Here is an 18267-nt window from a genome sequence, read left to right on the forward strand (position 1 = left end):
TTGCACCGCAAAGGTAGGCATTTAAATCTTTGCCTGCTTATAGTTAGTGGTTTAAGGCAGGGAAGAGACCCTAAAGCGAGCGCATCCCAAAGCTCTTCCCAGGGCACCAGATACTGACGCTGAAAGGGACACTATAGCCTGAACTCCAGCGTAACGTAGTAGTTTCGGGCATCCGATGGGATGATGCCCGGACCGGGATAACCAGTGGCACGGCGCGTGAAGTAGCGGTTATCCGTCAGGTTATTGATGCCGGACTCCAGAGTGAAGCGCCGGAAAGTATAGCTGCCAGAAAGGTCCATCACCCAATAAGCCGGAATCAGGCCGACAACGGCTGTGGGCTCCAACACACTGTTAGGGGCATCCGTGTACTGCTCAGAGGTGTAAGCGTACTGGTAGGCCAGCTTCAAGTTCTTACGCTTAAACGACAGGCCTGCCTTTGCAATAACCGAAGGCGCCAGCTCTACCTGCCTGCCATCTACGTCGCTCAACGGGCTGGAGTATTTGGTGTTCACGAGCGTAACGTTAGAAAAGGCCGTCAGACTGGTCGGATGGGCGGTGCCATAGTACAGCTTTAGCAGGTCAGCCTCAACAAAGGTTTCCAGCCCGTAGTTGCGCGAGTCGCCCACGTTGGTGCGGATGCGATTTGTAGTGCCCGGTACAAAAGTTAGGTTGATGCGGTCCTCGTAAGCGAGGTAAAACAGGCTGGCATCATAGTTCAGCAAGCCGCTGATGTTGCCTCTAAAGCCCAGGTCTGTACTGTAGCCGCTCTCATCCTGCAGGTTTTGGTCTACGAGCTGGTTTGGATTAATTACCCGCATGTCATTAAAATTAATGGCGCGGTAGTTCTGGGAGAAGTTACCATACACTTCCATTTGCTCGCTTGGTTTATAACTTAGGCCCAGGCCAAGGAGCAGCACATTTCTAGAATTGCTGCGGTCCTCGGGTACCACCTCGTCCCGGATCACATTGCCGGCCTGGTCCTGCACTACATCTCTGTAACTGCCATCGGCGTTGGTATTGATCCACTCATAGCGGATACCTGGCGTTATACTAAACGTAGGCGTGATATTGAAGATGTTCTCGGCAAAGGCAGCCACGTTGCGACTGAGGTAATCGTAACTGGAAGTATTCGGGCCGCTACGCTCCGAGTAGAAGCGAAAGTCAGCATTCACACCCGAAGAACCGTCGCCCTGTTTCTGATCGGTGAAACCACGGTAGTAGCGGGTGCCCACCAGCAGGGTAGAGAAGGAGCTGCCCAGGTTGTAGCGGTGGATCAGCCGGGTTTCGTTACCCAGGTTTCGGAACTTGTCCTGCAGCAGGGTGCGTGCCTGTGTGAGGTCATCCGGGCGGTTGATCTTGCCCATGTAGCCTAGGGCATCGCGCTGGGCCAGGAGGCCGAAGTTGCGTACATTCAGCTTCGTGCGCTCACTTAGGCGGTAGTCCAGGGTCAGGGCCATCAGGTTCCAGTTCACTTTAAACCAGTTGCGGTCCCGCACCGACTGACGCGCATTCTCCCTGAACGCTACATCGGTTAAACCGCCCGGCTGCTGGGCCAGGTAGTCCATGTACGTATAGTCGAAGCCTATTTCCAGGTTCTTGTTTGGCTTGTAGTGCACAGAGCTGAAGGCGGTGTGGGCGTCAAAGCCGGCGTTCTCGCGCCAGCCGTCGCCGCGCTTGTACTGGTAAAAGCCGTAGTAATGCATTTTGCCTTTGCTGCCCCCGATGCTGTTAAAGGAGTTGAACAGGCCCCAGGAGCCGGCCGTCTGGCGGGTTATCAGCTCAAAAGGCTTGTCTTCCGGCCCTTCCTTCATCACAAAGTTGATCATGCCGCCAAACTGCGTACCGTACTGCAGGGAGGCTGCTCCCCGTACTACTTCGATACGGTCTAGCGCCTCTGTGGGGGGCGTATAGTAGCTTTCCGGGTAGCCCAGGGCATCGGCAGAGATATCATAGCCGTTCTGGCGGGTGTTGAAGTTAGAGGTGCGGTTCGGGCTGAGACCCCGGCCACCAATACCCAGCTGCAGGCCGGCACCATCGCTCTCCCAGATGTTGAGGCCCGCCACCTTGGCAAATACCTGGCGGCTGTTGTTGGTTGCTTTATTCGCGGTGACGTCGTTGAGTACCACTACCTCACTCTTTTTGCCCTCGTAAATGGCCGTGCCCTCCACTGAGTTGAGACGGGTAATACCGAAGGTCTTCTCGCGTTCCCCCTTCACATTTACCTCGCGTAGCTTGCCCTCCAGCGGCTTCAATTCAAAGTTAAGCGTAACGTTACCATTGCTGACGATGACCTGCTGTGTCGTGGAGCCCAGCCCCACGCTATAGGCGGTAAGGGTGTAGGTGCCGTTGGCAAGGTTGGCGATGGTGTAGTTGCCCTTGGCGTCCGCTTGCAACAGTGTGCCGGTGTTTGTGAGCAACACCTCGGCCTGGGGTACTGGCTGCCGGGTCGCGGCATTTATAATTCTGCCGGAGACGGAGAATGTTTGTGCCAGCGCCGTAGCGAGGCTGCAAAGTGCCAGCGTAATTGTGAGCGTAAAGCGCATGTCTTTAATTCTTCAGCCCCAGTGCCTTGGCGACAGGGGACATTTCATTTAATGGTAAAATCCAGGTCTTGGGGCGGAAGCTTTCCTTTTCGGCTGCTAAATTAACCGTTGGGTCTATAAAAAGCCTGCTGCCCCGGCCATTCATGCTCACATACACCTCGGCACGTACCTGTGCGTCCGGTATACCCTGTGTGGCAAAATCCTGCTGTAGCATATGGGCGAACTGCAGGATCATGTCGGGTTGCGTGGCCACCATCTTTTCCTGGTTCACGGTCAGGTAATCGCGGTTATAGATTTCTACCTCCTGCCCCGTCCGTGGGTCCCGCACGTAGAAGAAAGCGGTTCCCGTCTTTTCCATCAGCATTACCCGCCAGGAGAAACGGTAGCCTTGCTCTGTCCAGAACAAGTGGCCGGGGTACAACACAAAGCGCCACGGCACCAATACCTGCAGCAAAAAGTACAAAGCCAGAAAGTACAAGAGGACAGGTTGGGCAGCAGTTTCGGCGGACCGTTGGAAAAGTGGAACCTTTGTACTTGCGGTTCTTCTAAACGTATGCAGCAGCTTTTCATGGAAGCCTTCCGAGAAAAAGATCAGCGTACTCACCATCATGATGTAAGGGAACATACCAATCTGGAAAAGCACTGCCGTGAGTACGTGAAATACGATCACGGTAAGGTAGGCAAGTCCTCTGCTCCTGCGCCAGCTCAGGAAAAATGGGATGGTAAGGTCGTAAAAGGCCCCGAACCAGCAGAACAGGAAAGCTACCCAAACCTGGTCGAGGAGCGGCCCGATAAGGGGCAGGTGCGTGTGCGCCGGCAGCCAATAGCGCAAGGGCATGGCCTCCAGCAGCCAGTCAGGGTTTAGCTTGGCTACGCCGGCATAAAAGTACACCAGGCCTAGCTGTAACTTAAAGATGAGGATCGCCCAGCGGGGGACGTGGCTTACCCAACTATTGGGTTTGCGCAGCACGTCTAGTGAGAAATGGCGGTGGGCAGGCACCAGCACCAGCAGCAAAGCCACTATACTTACAAAGTAGTAGTGGTTCAGGTAGTTTGTTTTGTCGATAAGCTCCACATAAGTAAAGCTCAGGAAGAACAGCAGTGCTGACAGGCGGTAGAACAAACCCAGCATGAGGCCCAGTGCCGACAGCGCCATGAGTACAAACAGCGCATACATACCTGTTTCGCCTAAGGGCTGTACCCACTCAAAGCCGTAGTAGGGGAAGTATAGCTTAGGCTTTACGTACAGCTCCGTCACCCATCCCTTCCCCATAAAGCGCAGGATACTCGCCAGCATCATTCCGCCAAATATGACACGAAATACAGCCAGAGGGGCCGCCGATACAGGTGCTGTGAGGTCTGGTTTCAGCTTTTGGAGCATGACGTGAAGTACGTAAATGTCTTAACTACAGGCTGGGAGCTTTTAATAGTAACAAAGGGGCAGGTCTAAGATCTGCCCCCTTTCATGTGGCTAATCGCCGTCGTTATCGGTGTAAGTGATGGTAACGCCCAGGGCGGCAGGCATGTCGGTTTTGGTTAACACGATCAGCTTCTGCAGCTCGTCATATACTTTTGTGACCGCTTGTGGCTGCGACACTACTGCCTCTGCAAGCGGCCCCTGCACGGCATTGGCAGCGGCCAGAGCCGCTTCAAACTGTGCTTCAATGGCTTCAGATAGTAAGCCATCGCCATATTTCGCCCCTACATGGTCGAGGTAATCATCCAGGCCCGGGCCGTTTGTGCCGTTAGCAGTCAGTCCCATAAAAACCGCTTTCTCGGCGCGGATGTTTTGCTTGAGCAAGTCCAGGGACTTTTTGCTGTAGTAGGCCTCTGCTTTTTCTGGTAAAGGACTGCCGGAGGTAAACCTTCCGCTCGGGAACCCCACTTTAGCCCGCTTTGTCAGGTCAATGTCCTGGTTCAATTCGTTTACTAAACTACCCACGGCGCTACCCACGGCAGTGCCTTTCGCTCCTTTAAAGGTAGCAGCATAGCCGTTCGTCCAGCCATTAAAAGTAGCCGTTGCGCGTTGCGTAATCAGGTTGCTGACGTCCTGCAGGTACTGCTTCCGCTGGCTGGCACTGGCATTCGTGGTAAACTGGGCTACCAGTTCTGCATCGGTACCGGCATTGTACAGGAGGTAATCCAGTGCCGGGAAGCCTTTGGCGTCGAGGTTGGCGGCAGCCTGCAGGTCATAAGTACCCGCAGCAATGTTTGCCTCTATTTCGCTGGCAGAAGTAGGATAGATGTTGAGGTTCGTGCGCAGCAATTGGTCGCTGGCTGGTCCAAACTCAAAGGCGCTCACGTCCTGCCAAGCAGTGTAAGCCTCTACATACGCGGAGCGTGCAGCGCTGAGGGTTGCAGTAGAGGGGCTGGCAATAAAAGCATCGACAGCAGCGGTCATTGCCTCAGTTTTGCTCTTAAAGGTGGTGTAGCCGGGTATGATCAGGTTCTCGACATAGTTAGCGACCATGGCATCGCGGTCATACTCTGTTGTCGGGCCAGACTCGCTGTCGGAGCTGCAGCTGCTAAGGAGCATGAAACCGGCCATAGCCGCTATACCATATTTTTTAAATGCTACTATCATGGGATAAACTTTTAAGCACAAAAGGCAGCAGCCTTGGAATTAATCCACCTCGGCTGCTGCGCTTATATTAAAACACTAAGAATTGCTATCGCTTAAAGCCCTATAGCTGGCCTTTGATGCTCTCCATCTCATAAGCCGTGCTCAGGATGTTGATGGCTGCGTTGATATCATCGGCAGTTGTCTGATACAGGTTAGGGCCAATAGCATTCATAACCTCCTGGAACTTGGCATCAGACAGCTTGCGGTCTGTCTTGTACTGCAGGCCCATCACAAAACCAATTGCCTCAGACAGGTAGTGGCTTTTCTTGGCCTGGTCAGCGAGGTTGTTTTTAGCAGCGTTTAATTCATGAATCGCAGCGGCGGCTACCAGACGCTCCCACTCCTTGCGGATCGTGGCAATGGCTTCGTCTTTTCCAGCCATGTCTTTTGCAGAGATAGCGGCACGTCCTTTCAGGAAGGCATCCATCAGCACTTTGTTGCTGCCCAGCACGGCATCCACCTTGTTGCTGTAGTTGGCCCAGTATTTTGCATCGGCTACGTTTGTAGGGAAATCTTTTGGCGCTCCAAAGTAACCGAAAGCCTCGTCCCAGTGGTGCTCCATCTTCGTGCCTTCGCCTGGCGTTACAGTAATGTTATCCACGGCAGCACCTATTTTCTCCTCAGAAAGGTATCCTTCAACTGCCTGGTTATAGAAAACAGCGCCCATTAAACCTTTCTGAATTACCTGTGCATACTCCAGTCCATTAGCGTCTACCAAATAACTCTTACCATCTGCTGTTGTTAAAACACCGGGAGTGCCAGGCACAGCTGGTACGGTTCCTAAAAGGCTGGCATCAGCCACTTCTTCTAAGTATTCTTCAAAAACAGGCTGTGCTGTTAAGATCGTCTTATTCTTTAATTGCTTACCGGAAGTGTTCAGGCTTTCATCGCTGAACGGGTTGTTAACGTTCGCGTACATATCCTTCAGCTTCTGTGCGTTCAGTATCTCGCCGTTGTTACCGGTTTTGATGTAAGTGTCCAGTTCCGTTAGCATGGCCATGCGGGCTGTCTGACCAGCGTAGTTCACATTCTCGAAGCTGTAAGTCTCCGGCACGTTGTAAGAGGGCAACTCGTCCTCATCGTCTGAGCAAGATGTGAAAGATACGCAGGCAGCCAGTCCTACAAGGGCTAAAGCGGTATGTCTTCTGATAGCGGTAAGCATAATTTTAGTAGAGTTTTATTTAGACTGATTTAAAATAGTGAAACAAAGCTAAGCGGCAACTTCTTTAGAGGCAAGGATTATTTAGATTTAGTTTAAATAAATATAACGTTGTTCAAACACTGCTCTCCTGGAAGAAAGCGGGCAGTAGGGGCGCAACTTTAACAATTTCAGGATTGTATAGATAGAGATGTCTACCGTATATTTAGGGTAGGCCAGGGCACTGCCTTCTGCCAGGAAGCGTGCCTGCTTTTTTATAATCAAACACATGGATAGAATGGAGCACGGGGAAGAAAGGAAAGGTATCCGGAATTCGCCATTTCAAATAAAGCTGCCGCTGTTTATAGCGGTGGCGCTCGTGGTGGGAGTGCTGATTGGGGCAACAACTTTCTCGCCCTCCACCACCAACCCGCAGGGCACTGCTAAAAGCTACCTGAAGTTCAGGGATATTCTCAGCTACATAGACCGTGACTATGTGGATACCGTGGACATTGAGGAACTGTCGGATTATGCGATTACTAAAATGCTGGAAAAGCTGGACCCCCATACGGCTTACATTCCCGCCGACGAACTGGCCATGGCCTGGTCGTACCTGGAGGGGGACTTTGAGGGCATCGGCGTGGAGTTCAACATCTTTAACGATACCATCTATGTGATCAGCCCGCTTAGTGGCGGCCCATCAGAGGCGGCAGGCATACAAGCCGGGGACAAGATCATTAAAGTAGACGGGGAGACGGTAGCCGGTATCGGTATTACGAACGAAGGGGTGTTTAAGCGATTGCGCGGCCCCAAAGGCTCTGAGGTAAACCTGACTGTACTGCGGGATAAGACCAAGGCGCCGATGAACTTTACGATCGTGCGCAACAAGATACCCACCAACTCGGTGGACGTCAGTTATATGGTAGACGCTAATACGGGCTATATCAAAGTGAGCCGTTTCTCGGCCAACACTTTCGAAGAGTTTAAGCAGGCCCTGACGGAGCTGAGGCGAAAGGGAATGCAACAGCTGATCCTCGACCTGCGCGGGAACCCGGGGGGCTATATGGACCATGCCATTCGCATGGCAGACGAGTTTATCTCCGGTAAGAAGCTGATCGTGTACACCGACGGGAAAGGCGACAAGTATGACTCTAAGACCCTGGCCAGTACGAAGGGAGAGTTTGAGGAGGGAGCCCTGGTGGTGCTGGTGGACGAGGGCAGTGCCTCTGCCTCGGAGATTGTGGCCGGTGCCCTGCAGGACAATGACCGGGCGCTGATCGTGGGGCGCCGCTCTTTTGGGAAGGGACTGGTGCAAATGCCTATCCCGCTCAACGATGGCTCAGAGCTCCGCCTCACCATTTCGCGCTATTATACACCAAGCGGCCGCTCTATCCAGAAGCCATACACCGAGGGGGCAGAGGAGTACCAGATGGACTTTATGCACCGTCTGGAGAACGGGGAGCTTTTTCATCCGGACAGCAGCCTTTTTGTGGACTCGCTGCGGTACGAAACCCTGGGGGGGCGGGCCGTGTACGGTGGCGGCGGTATCATGCCCGATGTATTTGTAGCGCAGGACACCACGGAACTATCAGACTACCTGAGCCAGCTGTATAACAAGAACGTTATCCGGGAATACACGCTGAACTACTACAGCAATCATCGGAAGGAGTTGGAGGCGATGCCTTTCGAGAAGTTTAACAAGAACTTCCGGGTGACGGATGCCATGCTGCAGGAGGTTGTGCAGTTAGCACGCTCTGCCGGGGTAGACTATAACGATGCGGAGTTCCGACGGTCTAAGAACCTGCTGCGTAACAACGTAAAAGCGTTTATTGCCCGCAGCGTGTACGGCAATGAGGGCTTTTACCCTGTGCTGCACGAGTCGGACGATGAGTTTCAGCAGGCTCTGCGGCAGCTTAGCCGGGCCCAGCGCCTGTCGAAGGGTGGGGCATAAAGCGTTGCAGGTGAAGGCATAATGCTTATCTTAGAGCTGAGCTTGCTCCTGCGGCAATCAAAGAAACATAAAACAAGATCAGATATGGCGCATTACTATCGGTTAGGGGAGGTCCCGCACAAAAGGCACACGCAGTTCCGGCAGCCGGATGGCAGCCTGTATGCCGAGCAGTTAGTCGGCACCCTCGGCTTCAGCGGCGTTTCCTCTCTGTTGTACCACGTTAATCCTCCCACGCAAATAAGCAGGATCGGAGAGCCCAAGCCTTATGCCCCTAAAAAAGCGGAGAACATAAAGCTGGCCCCACATCACCTGCGCACCTTGGGGGTGGAAAAAACGGGTCCTGACTACCTCAGTGCCCGCAAGACCATGCTGTTTAATAATGATGTGGCCATTAGCATCTGTGTGCCTTCGGAACGCGAGATGAACTACTACTATAAAAATGCGCAGGCCGATGAGGTGGTGTTCGTGCATGAGGGCTCCGGAGACTTGCTCACACAGATGGGACGCGTGCCGTTTAAGGAAGGGGATTACCTGGTCATTCCACGCACCATCATCCATCAGTTCCGTTTCAACGAAGGACCTGTGCGGGTGTTGGTGATCGAGTCGTTCAGTCCGGTGGAAACACCCCGCCGCTACCGCAACCACTTCGGCCAACTGCTGGAGCACGCGCCCTTCTGTGAGCGTGACATACGCCCTCCCGTGGAGTTAATTACGGAAAAAGAGCCCGGTGAGCGCCTGGTGCAGATCAAAAAGGAAGGGGAGTTGCACCAGTACTATTACGAGTTCAGCCCCTTTGATGCCGTGGGCTGGGATGGGTTCTTTTATCCCTACGCCTTCTCTATTTATGACTTTGAGCCCATCACGGGACGCATACACCAACCCCCTCCGGTGCACCAGACCTTTGAGGCCCACAACTTTGTGATCTGCTCTTTTGTGCCCCGGCTTTTCGATTATCATCCACTGTCTATCCCGGCCCCTTATAACCACTCCAACGTGGATTCGGACGAGGTGCTGTATTACGTAGAGGGGAACTTTATGAGCCGCAAGGGCGTGGATAGGGCTTCGTTTACCGTACACCCGGGCGGCATTCCGCACGGTCCGCACCCTGGCACCGTAGAGGCGAGCATCGGCAAGAAAGAGACAAAAGAGTACGCGGTGATGGTAGATACCTTTAAGCCGCTGTACCTGACCGAGGAGGCTGTGCAGTTCATGGACGAGCACTACCCGATGAGCTGGAACGAGAGCGGCAAGGCATAGAGTATCATTGAGTTTGCCTAATCTGCTTTAGTATTCGTAAATTTGCGGCAGGGAAAGAGTTTATAAGCCCTTTCACTGCCGCTTTTGTTTTTTTACGTTTTATTTCACCCTTATTTCATGAAAAGAGTATTCTTGGCAGCTGTTGCGCTGTTTGCCTTTATAGTAGTAGCCTGTGATAAAGTAGATGACCTGCTCACCTTTTACATTAATGAGGAAGAGAGCATCAGAATAGAGTCTAGCTTCCCCTTTGGCACGCTGATGCCACTGACGCCTGTTACCGTTACCACCAACTCGGAGGAAACGTTTAAGAACAACAAAACTCGGGCAGAGCTCGTGAAGGACGTAACGCTGAACAAGCTTAGCCTTGCTATTGCGGAGCCGCAGGGCGAGAACTTTAATTTCCTGAAAAGAATAGAGATTTACATTTCCAGTGAGGACAAAAAAGCCGTAAAAATCGCTTACCTGGACGAAGTGCCCCAGAATGCTACCTCTCTGGAGCTAAAGTCTACAAATGCCAAACTGGACGAATTTATCAAAGGCGATACGTATACAATCAGTACAAAAGCTGAGCTCACAAAGCCTGTTTCGCAGGACATAACCATTAAGGCGGATATGCGCTTTAAAGTGACAGCAGACCCTTTTTAACATGAACACACTACAAATGAGAATATCTGAAGAGAATAAATTAGAAAAGATCATTATTGTCGGCGACCGTGTGCTGGTGAAGCCTAAAACCGCGCGTGACCAGACGAAGAGTGGCCTATTCTTGCCCCCGGGCGTACAGGAAAAGGAAAAAGTGCAGGAGGGCTATATTATGAAAGTAGGCCCGGGCTACCCGATCCCGGCAGACTATGGTTTTGATGAGGAACCCTGGAACCAGGAAGAAGAGGAGGTGCGCTACATCCCGCTCCAGGCAAAAGAAGGGGACCTGGCCATTTACCTGCAGCGCGACGCCATCGAAATAAATTACCTGGGCGATAAGTACTTTATTGTGCCACAGTCGGCCGTGCTGATGCTGGTGCGGGAAGAGGATTTATAACCGGCAGGCCCAGCCTTCGGAAAAAGCCATACTTGTTAAAGTATGGCTTTTTCTTTGGACCGGTAGAGCCGCCCTGGTGTAGAAATTTAAGCGCTTCGGAAGCAACCTTTGCTCCTTCGACCACATCTATAAGACAGAAGGCCTTAAGAAAAGAGCCTCCCAACGACTGCGCTAGTACGTTTTGACCTATGAAAGACCCGCTGTGTTTGGCTCTTGCCACGCTGTTCTTACTTATACTCTCTTTTTTGCTTCCATCTCAGGCTATTGGGCAGGATAAAAAGAAGGAGTACAAATACCCCCAAAAGCAGTTGAAAGCCTTGCGCGTGCAGGAAGCCCCGCAGATAGACGGCGTGTTGGATGAGGCGGTCTGGCAACAGGCGCAGATAGCCACTGACTTTATTCAGAACCGTCCTACCCCTGGCCCCCTGGAAACACATCCTACCGAAGTACGCATCCTGTATGATGACGAGGCCCTCTACGTGGGGGCCATCATGCACGACGTGGCGCAGGACTCTATCTTGCGGCAGCTGGGGCAGCGCGATGACTTGGGCAACACAGACTTTTTTGGTGTTTTCCTGGACACCTACAACGATCAGCTCAATGCTTTTGGCTTTTTCGTAACGCCGGCCGGCGTGCAGTTAGACGCCCGCTATACCTCGACCGGGGAAGACTGGAGCTGGAATGCCGTTTGGGACAGCAGCGCTAAGTTGCAGGGAACGGACTGGGTGGCAGAGTTTAAGATACCTTACTCCGCCATACGCTTTGGCAGCAAGCCCGAGCAGGTGTGGGGGCTTAACTTTATGCGAAACAGGCAGGCTACCCGCAAGGGCTTTTTCTGGAACTATGTAGACCCTGCCGTGGACGGCTTTGCGAACCAGTACGGTAAGTTGGTAGGGCTAAAAGATATCGAAGCGCCCTTGCGCCTCTCACTCACCCCCTATGTGTCAGGCTACGCCGAGCGCTACCCATACGAGCAAGAAAATGGCGGCGGCATCGGGTTTAAGAAGGACATCAACATCGGCGGGGGGCTGGACGTGAAGTATGGCATTAATGATGCTTTTACGCTGGATATGACCCTGATCCCGGACTTCAGCCAGGTACAGTCAGACAACAGGGTGCTCAACCTGGGGCCGTTCGAGCAGCAGTTTAACGAGAACCGCCCCTTCTTTATGGAGGGAACCGAGCTCTTTAACAAGGGTGATTTCTTTTACTCCCGCCGGATAGGGGGGGCACCAATCAATTACCTGGACGTAGAGGCGGAAGAGGCGTTGGGGTACAGGGTGGTGGAGAACCCGGGGGAGACCAGGATGCTGAACGGCACGAAGATATCGGGCCGCACACAGTCAGGGCTGGGAATAGGGGTCTTTAACGCCCTCGTGGCAAGGCAGTACGCTGTTTTGGAGGATAGCGAAGGCCGGCGCTTTGAGAAAGAAACGCAGCCGCTGACAAACTACAACGTAACGGTGCTGGACCAGTCGCTGAGGAATAACTCTTACGTGACACTGGTAAACACAAATGTGCTGCGGCAGGGCAGCACCTATGATGCCAACCTGACCGGGATGCTCTTTAACATTGCGAATAAAGGGAACAAGTACGCTGTAAGGGGTAAAGTAGCCCTTAGCCAGCGCTATTTCTCCGACAGCACAGCCCTCGGGCATTTCTACAACCTGGGCTTTGGCAAGGTGAGTGGCCGGTTCCAGTTCAACCTGTCGCACACGGTAGAGTCCGACACCTACGACCCCAATGATCTGGGCATCCTGTTCACCAATAACTCGCAGTCAGAGGAAGTAAATTTCAACTACAACTTCTATCAGCCTTTCTGGAAACTGCTGAACCTCTACACTGGCTTGGGCGCTAACTACTCCCGGCGCTATCGGCCCAACACCTTTGAGAACCTGGTGCTTTATGGGAATGTAAACGGCACCTTTAGAAACTTTACCAGCGCAGGGCTCTTCTTTAACCTGGAGCCTGTGGAAACTTATGACTTCTTCGAGCCCCGTGTAAGCGGGTGGTACTATCTCTTCCCGACGAACTATAACCTGGGGGGCTGGGTTTCCACGGACTATCGGAAGAAGCTGGCGTTGGATGTGGAAATGAACTACCGCGCGTTTGACGAAAACAACCGCCACACCTTTAACTACTTTATTTCGCCGCGGTTCCGGGTGAACGACCGCCTGATGTTTGTCTATAGTTATGGCTCCGAGAACAAGTACGATGACATTGGGTACGCAAGCAGCTATGTAGAGACAGAGGGTGATACCGAGCGGCAGCGGATAGTTTTCGGACGAAGGGACGTGAATTCTGTGTCGAACACTTTATCAGGCAGCTATATCTTTAACAATCGCATGTCCCTGTCCCTGCGGGCCAGGCACTACTGGTCCAGGGCTATCTACAACCGTTACTACCAGCTTACACCGGAAGGCTTACTGCAGGCACAAAGCGACTATGATGGCAATCATGATGTGAACTTCAATGCCTTTAACGTGGACTTAGTTTACTCGTGGTGGTTTGCTCCGGGCAGCCAGATCACAGTGGTTTGGAAGAACGCCGTACTGGAGCAGATAGGAGAGGTGGATACGCATTACTTTGAGAACTTATCGCATACGTTGTCATCCCCGCAGTCTACCACGTTCTCCGTCAAAGTACTCTATTACCTCGACTATCTGGCGTTGAAAAAGAGCCTTTCTAAGTCCTAACAAAGCATTTACCTGCACAAACAAAAAGAGCAGACCTTGTATGGGGCCTGCTCTTTTTGTTTGTGCGGAAGGGGTTTACTTGCGGATAAGCAATTTGCTCGTCTGTACGCTGTCGCCGTGGCGCGCGCGCAGTATGTAAAGGCCGGAAGACTTGGAGGAAAGGTCAAGCTCGCCTTTGTACTGACCATTGTAGCGCGACACCTCGGCTGTATACACTGTTTTGCCTAACATATCTACCACATCAAACAGGATCTCTTCAGGGCCATCTGTTTCCAGGGTAACCGTAAACCTGCCATCGCCGCTCGGGTTGGGGAAAGCAAGCAAGTCCGCGCTTACATCACGCGAGGCTGTCTCCAGGTCAAAGCTAAAAGCAGTTGATACATCGGAAATACAGCCATCCTTCAGCACAATGACCGTGTAAGTGCCGCTTACGGTAGGGGTGTAGGTGCTACCGGTAGCGTCTGCGATGGCTTTCCCGTCCAGGTACCACTGGTTACCTTCTGCCGCACTCGATACAAGTTCTGTCCCGTCTCGGGACACGACCGGCTTCGGTAAAGGGTTGCCTGTTTTCATGGGCACTTCCACCCGCTCACTCTTACAGCCAAGGGCGCTTACTTTCAGGTCGTAGAAGTAATAGTAGTACTCCATGGGGGTAGTCGTGGCGCTGTTGCCGGTAATGGACACTACATTGGGTACCTCGAACGGATAACCCTTTACGCCGGTATTGTTCCGGAAGATGGTTGCCCCGTTCTCATAGGAGATCGCGATCCGGTAGTTGCCGGCCTCCGGTAGCTCTAGCCCAAGGTAGTACACAGCACCCTCATCTGTCGGGTCGTCGGGCTGTACGCCAGGTGCCGGGTTGCTTCGGGTTGGCGTCACCACAAGGGTTCGTTCCGAAACCGGGGCCCCGTTCTCGTTATAGGCGGTGAAGGTGATCTTACCGCCGTTGCCAATGTACAGGCGGGCTGTCTGCAGTATTACAGGAGCCTTGGTGGAGATGTGTACGTCCGGGGAGAACTGGTTATAGCCCCCGCCTGTGGCAAAACCCTTGTTCGGCGCACCTATGGTCGCTTCCAAATCGTTATAGGCGGCGTAAATCTTATCGTGAACGGCACTGGCACTGATCTGCTGCAGGTTACCGGCGGCTAAAGGTTGTGTGCTGGTGGCAGAGTTATACCAGAACACTGTTCCCTCGCCTGTACCGGACAAGGTATACATTGGGTCGGTACCACAACGGGCGGCAGAAACATGGGTAGGCGGCGCTAAAGCCTCGGCTATCGTAAAGCTGCGCTGCATGCGGTTGTTGTCCGATACGGCATCTCCCTGTAAGCTGGAGAGGGCTACCAGTTCATACGTTTTACCGGCCTCTGTGGCGAAGCTACCCTCCAGCAGTAAGTCGGCTTTGGTATAAGGGGCCAGCACGCCGTTATAAGTACCTTTTAGCTGTGCCACCTCTTCTCCATTCTCCCGCACGCTGATGGTTACCGGAATGTTACGCTGCGCTGCAGTGCCATTGTTCCGGATAGTGGCCGTTACGGCTTGGGCAGGGCTTGTGCAGAGGATACTGCCCCCAACTGGGGAGATAGCCGTTACGCTGATGTCTTTCTGTGGCTGTGTGAACTGTAGCAGGTAATCCTGCGTCTCACCGCGCGCATAGCTGCCGCATGCCGTTACACTGGCTGCATTTTCGGTTTCCTGCAGTACTACTCGCAGGCGTACTTTATTTCCGGCTATAGCCGTAGTAGGTGCCTGTATAGTGCCTGTAAAAGGGGCGGCACCCTGAAGTACACCAGAGGTCGCCACTGTTTCATTGCTGTCTTCGAAGTCACCATCGCCGTTCCAGTCTGCAAAGACTTTGGCCACGGTAGCAGCATCAGCGCCACAGGAACCTGCAGTTAGGGTTAAAGCCTTGCTTTGGCCCGGTTCCAACTCAAATATAGTACTGGTCAGGTCCTGGTAAGTTGTGCAGCCAGCATCGAAGGTCTTGTTCTGGGTACCGATACCGAAAGCTGTGATTTTAGCGCCTGCTTCTGAGCCCGGTGCGCTTGCGCAAACTGCTGTGCCTCCTACACCGCTTACGAGCAAGGAGTAGGCCTGCGGCCCCTTGCTCAGGGTGCCTTTGTGTTTTACAGTGATGGTATACTCTTGTCCGGGCACAGCATGCTCAATTAGGATCTTTTCCACGTTATCCCGGATGTTGTCCCCAGCCTTTGCGGCTGCGTCAGGCTTTTCAGGGGCTAAAGTCCAGGGGAGGTAGGTCGTGCCACGGTTCGACACACGCACATCCAGGTCATTAATCAGCCGCGGTGAGCGGTTATTCAGGGCCGCGCTGGCAGACAGTACGTTGCCTTTCGGGTCGGTCCAGGAAATCGTTACCTCCAGCGGGCCGGCACCTGAGGCTATTACTTTTAAAGTATAGGTCTGGTCTTCTGAAAGCGTGTTCTCCTGTATCAGGTGAGTGCCGTTGGTGTTAGAGATCATCCTGGCGGCGCGCTCTGCGTTCAGCAAGCCCCAGCCATAAACATAATCCGGGCCTTTGCTTATGCCGGCTTCATCCGCCGTGTGCAGCACCAGCCCTTTCAAAGTGGCAGCCCGCATCACATTGCCCCTGTTCACATTCGCATAGTGCTCCTGCAGGAGTAAAAGGGTGCCCGAAACGTTAGGGGCGGACATAGAGGTGCCATTCAAAACTTTGTAGCTGCGGTCGCTATCAGAAGTGGTAGAGAGCACGGCTACACCATTGCCCACGATATCCGGCTTTATACGGCCATCATCGGTGGGGCCAAAGCTGCTGAAGGAGGATATTTGCACATCCTCCGGCCTGTTATATCCTTCTGAGATGGGTGCCACGGCTCCTACCGTGAGTACGTTTTTAGCCGTACCAGCAGTGGAGATAACGTCGTAGCTGTTGTTGCTGCTCATATTGGCGGGGCGGCTGCTGACAAGGGTAAAGGCACCTTTGCTGTTACGCTGGAAATAGGGTTTGCCCACTTCCGGGCCGTTTTCGTTCCGGTTATTGCCGGCCGACTTTACCATGAGGTAGTAAGGGGCATTGTAAGCGATTTCGTCCCAGCTGGCGGCAGTGCCATTGTAGTAGCCAAAGCTGTAGTCCTCCGTCTCGCTGATCTCGGTATTCCCCCACCACTCCCAATAGGGGTCCTCTGCCGTTCCTTTGCGCTCGGAGTTAAAGCGCCAGCCAGCGATAGAGCCGTAGGAGTGGTTGGACACCAGCAGGTCTTTTGCCGCAGCGGCCATTTCGGCTGCATCCCCGTCAAAGTCATAAGCGAGAAGGTTGCTGAGGCCATAGGCCATGCCCTTGGCCTGTGGGTTGATGCCCCGGGCAACCATTGTTCCGGCAACGTGGGTGGCGTGCTCGTTATCCGTGGATGCCTTGTCTTTCTGCGTCACGTGGCCGGCAAGTTCCTGATGTGTAGCGCGTATGCGGCCGCCATCCCAGATCGCCAGCTTCCCGGCTACCGAGTTGCTGGCCCCACTCAGGTTTAGCCCCAGCGACCCGCCCACCCACAACTGGTCTGTTTTAGTGGTAGCGGCAGCACGGGTATTGTTATAGGTGATGTAGTAAATAGGAAGACCCGTGGCATCGAGCCCCTGCAGGGAAATGCGGGTGCCGTCTTCATACGTTTTCTCCACGACCCACCCGTGCTTACGGGCCAGTTGCAGGGCCTTGGAGCGGTTTGCCTTATAGTCTTTCTCGGCAGCGGAGGCTATTTTCTGCAGCGCCTTCACGTTTGTCTGGATGGGGATAATCGTGCGCTGCGCAAAGGCCGTTGTGGCCGATGCCATTCCGAGGGCAACAAGCCAAAGGCTCAGTATTCTCATAAAAGTAGGGTTGGGTAGGTCTTACTAGACATCAAGTTACTACAAAACTGCGATAATGGCAATTCGTTCCCGTTGCTGCAAATATTTTGCTGCTCAGCAGCGCAGGAGGATATACCTTGTTATGGCAGAGGAGGGTAGAAACAAAAAGAGCACCGCTGCCGACAGCGGTGCTCTTTAATGTGCGGTCTTCTGAAATTACTTTTTCAGGTACTGGGCGAACTCTTTCGCGAAATAGGTCAGGATGACGTCTGCTCCAGCGCGCTTGATGCTGGTCAGGATCTCCACCATGGCTTTCTCGCCGTCTATCCATCCGTTTTGCGCGGCCGCTTTCACCATGGCATACTCCCCACTGATGTTGTAGGCTGCGATGGGCAGGTTGGAGTTATCACGGAGCAGCTTGATCACGTCCAGGTAAGCCAGGGCCGGCTTCACCATCAGGTAATCAGCGCCCTCTGCAGTGTCCAGCTCCGCTTCGATCAAAGCTTCGCGGCTGTTGGCGTAGTTCATCTGGTAAGTTTTCTTATCGCCGGACTTGGGGGCGGAGTTCAGGGCATCGCGGAACGGACCGTAGAAGGCACTGGCGTACTTGGCAGTGTAAGACATGATCCCCACTTTCTGAAAGCCATTCTCATCCAGCACCTGGCGGATGTGCGCCACGCGTCCGTCCATCATGTCAGAAGGGGCCACGATGTCTGCCCCGGCCTGTGCCTGCGTCAGGGCCATTTTACCCAACACCTCCAGGGTCTCGTCGTTCAGAATCTCGCCGTTTTCTACAATGCCGTCATGTCCGTCCGAGCTGTAAGGGTCCATCGCCACATCGGTGATGAGGGCTACCTGTGGGAAATTCTTCTTTACCTCCCGAATAAAGCTCGGGAAAAGCCCTTCGGGGTTGTGGCTCTCCGTGGCGTACTTGTCTTTCAGAGGCTCCGGAATGCTCGGGAAAGGGGCGAACGCCGTCAGGCCTAAGTCTACACAGGCAGCTACTTCCTCCAGGGCTGTATCGATGGAGAAGCGGTTGATGCCCGGCATGGATTTTACTTCTACGCGCTGGTTCTGGCCGTCAATGATAAAGAGCGGTAGTATAAAATCGTTCAGGCTCAGGCTTGTTTCCTGCACCATATTGCGGATCGCTTCCGTCTGGCGGTTGCGTCTTGGTCGTCTGATCATAGGTAAAAATCTT

11 protein-coding genes are annotated in these 18267 nt (G+C 53.4%); 5 read left to right on the forward strand and 6 right to left on the reverse strand.

Annotated features, from left to right (window positions below; genetic code table 11):
- Positions 1-131: 131 nt before the first annotated feature.
- From CHB92_RS13855 to CHB92_RS13870, 4 genes are all read right to left on the reverse strand, one after another.
- A complete protein-coding gene (locus CHB92_RS13855) occupies positions 132-2543 on the reverse strand; it encodes a TonB-dependent receptor (protein ID WP_089319813.1) in 2412 nt (803 codons plus the stop codon).
- A 4-nt stretch (positions 2544-2547) separates the two neighbouring features.
- Complete coding sequence (locus CHB92_RS13860; RefSeq protein WP_089319814.1) at positions 2548-3924, reverse strand: HTTM domain-containing protein; 1377 nt, start codon at positions 3922-3924, stop codon at positions 2548-2550.
- Between the two features lie 90 nt (positions 3925-4014).
- On the reverse strand, positions 4015-5127 hold the full coding sequence (locus CHB92_RS13865) for an imelysin family protein (RefSeq protein ID WP_089319815.1): 1113 nt from the start codon (positions 5125-5127) through the stop codon (positions 4015-4017).
- Positions 5128-5227: 100 nt separating this feature from the next.
- Positions 5228-6328: a DUF4856 domain-containing protein gene (locus CHB92_RS13870; RefSeq protein ID WP_089319816.1), complete on the reverse strand. Its 1101-nt coding sequence runs from the start codon at positions 6326-6328 to the stop codon at positions 5228-5230.
- Between the two features lie 265 nt (positions 6329-6593).
- Here CHB92_RS13870 and CHB92_RS13880 point away from each other — a divergent pair, with 265 nt between their 5' ends.
- The 5 genes from CHB92_RS13880 to CHB92_RS13900 all read left to right on the forward strand — a co-directional run bounded on the left by CHB92_RS13880 (position 6594) and on the right by CHB92_RS13900 (position 13247).
- Positions 6594-8255 (forward strand): S41 family peptidase, encoded by a 1662-nt coding sequence (locus CHB92_RS13880; RefSeq protein WP_089319818.1) that lies wholly within the window; start codon positions 6594-6596, stop codon positions 8253-8255.
- Between the two features lie 84 nt (positions 8256-8339).
- Positions 8340-9512, forward strand: coding sequence for a homogentisate 1,2-dioxygenase (locus CHB92_RS13885; RefSeq protein ID WP_089319819.1), 1173 nt, complete (start codon positions 8340-8342; stop codon positions 9510-9512).
- A 117-nt stretch (positions 9513-9629) separates the two neighbouring features.
- Positions 9630-10157, forward strand: a complete 528-nt coding sequence (locus CHB92_RS13890; RefSeq protein ID WP_089319895.1) for a hypothetical protein — start codon at positions 9630-9632, stop codon at positions 10155-10157.
- 16 nt (positions 10158-10173) lie between these two features.
- Complete coding sequence (locus tag CHB92_RS13895) at positions 10174-10551, forward strand: co-chaperone GroES (protein WP_089319896.1); 378 nt, start codon at positions 10174-10176, stop codon at positions 10549-10551.
- Positions 10552-10739: 188 nt separating this feature from the next.
- Complete coding sequence (locus CHB92_RS13900; protein ID WP_089319820.1) at positions 10740-13247, forward strand: DUF5916 domain-containing protein; 2508 nt, start codon at positions 10740-10742, stop codon at positions 13245-13247.
- Between the two features lie 75 nt (positions 13248-13322).
- Here the strand turns inward: CHB92_RS13900 and CHB92_RS13905 are convergent, their stop codons facing one another.
- The gene (locus CHB92_RS13905) at positions 13323-17087 is read right to left on the reverse strand and encodes a S8 family serine peptidase (RefSeq protein WP_089319821.1); all 3765 of its coding nucleotides are present in this window, start codon (positions 17085-17087) and stop codon (positions 13323-13325) included.
- A 195-nt stretch (positions 17088-17282) separates the two neighbouring features.
- A complete protein-coding gene (gene hemB, locus CHB92_RS13910) occupies positions 17283-18254 on the reverse strand; it encodes a porphobilinogen synthase (protein WP_089319822.1) in 972 nt (323 codons plus the stop codon).
- Positions 18255-18267 lie beyond the last annotated feature (13 nt).

It is taken from the genome of Pontibacter ummariensis, assembly GCF_900188175.1.
Taxonomy (GTDB): domain Bacteria; phylum Bacteroidota; class Bacteroidia; order Cytophagales; family Hymenobacteraceae; genus Pontibacter; species Pontibacter ummariensis.

Excerpts from the sequence above, each read along its gene's own strand:
- CHB92_RS13890 (WP_089319895.1), top strand. The coding sequence starts at position 9,630 with ATGAAAAGAGTATTCTTGGCAGCTGTTGCGCTGTTTGCCTTTATAGTA.
- CHB92_RS13905 (WP_089319821.1), bottom strand. The coding sequence starts at position 17,087 with ATGAGAATACTGAGCCTTTGGCTTGTTGCCCTCGGAATGGCATCGGCC.
- hemB (WP_089319822.1), bottom strand. The coding sequence starts at position 18,254 with ATGATCAGACGACCAAGACGCAACCGCCAGACGGAAGCGATCCGCAAT.
- CHB92_RS13860 (WP_089319814.1), bottom strand. The coding sequence starts at position 3,924 with ATGCTCCAAAAGCTGAAACCAGACCTCACAGCACCTGTATCGGCGGCC.
- CHB92_RS13895 (WP_089319896.1), top strand. The coding sequence starts at position 10,174 with ATGAGAATATCTGAAGAGAATAAATTAGAAAAGATCATTATTGTCGGC.
- CHB92_RS13880 (WP_089319818.1), top strand. The coding sequence starts at position 6,594 with ATGGATAGAATGGAGCACGGGGAAGAAAGGAAAGGTATCCGGAATTCG.
- CHB92_RS13855 (WP_089319813.1), bottom strand. The coding sequence starts at position 2,543 with ATGCGCTTTACGCTCACAATTACGCTGGCACTTTGCAGCCTCGCTACG.
- CHB92_RS13885 (WP_089319819.1), top strand. The coding sequence starts at position 8,340 with ATGGCGCATTACTATCGGTTAGGGGAGGTCCCGCACAAAAGGCACACG.
- CHB92_RS13870 (WP_089319816.1), bottom strand. The coding sequence starts at position 6,328 with ATGCTTACCGCTATCAGAAGACATACCGCTTTAGCCCTTGTAGGACTG.
- CHB92_RS13900 (WP_089319820.1), top strand. The coding sequence starts at position 10,740 with ATGAAAGACCCGCTGTGTTTGGCTCTTGCCACGCTGTTCTTACTTATA.
- CHB92_RS13865 (WP_089319815.1), bottom strand. The coding sequence starts at position 5,127 with ATGATAGTAGCATTTAAAAAATATGGTATAGCGGCTATGGCCGGTTTC.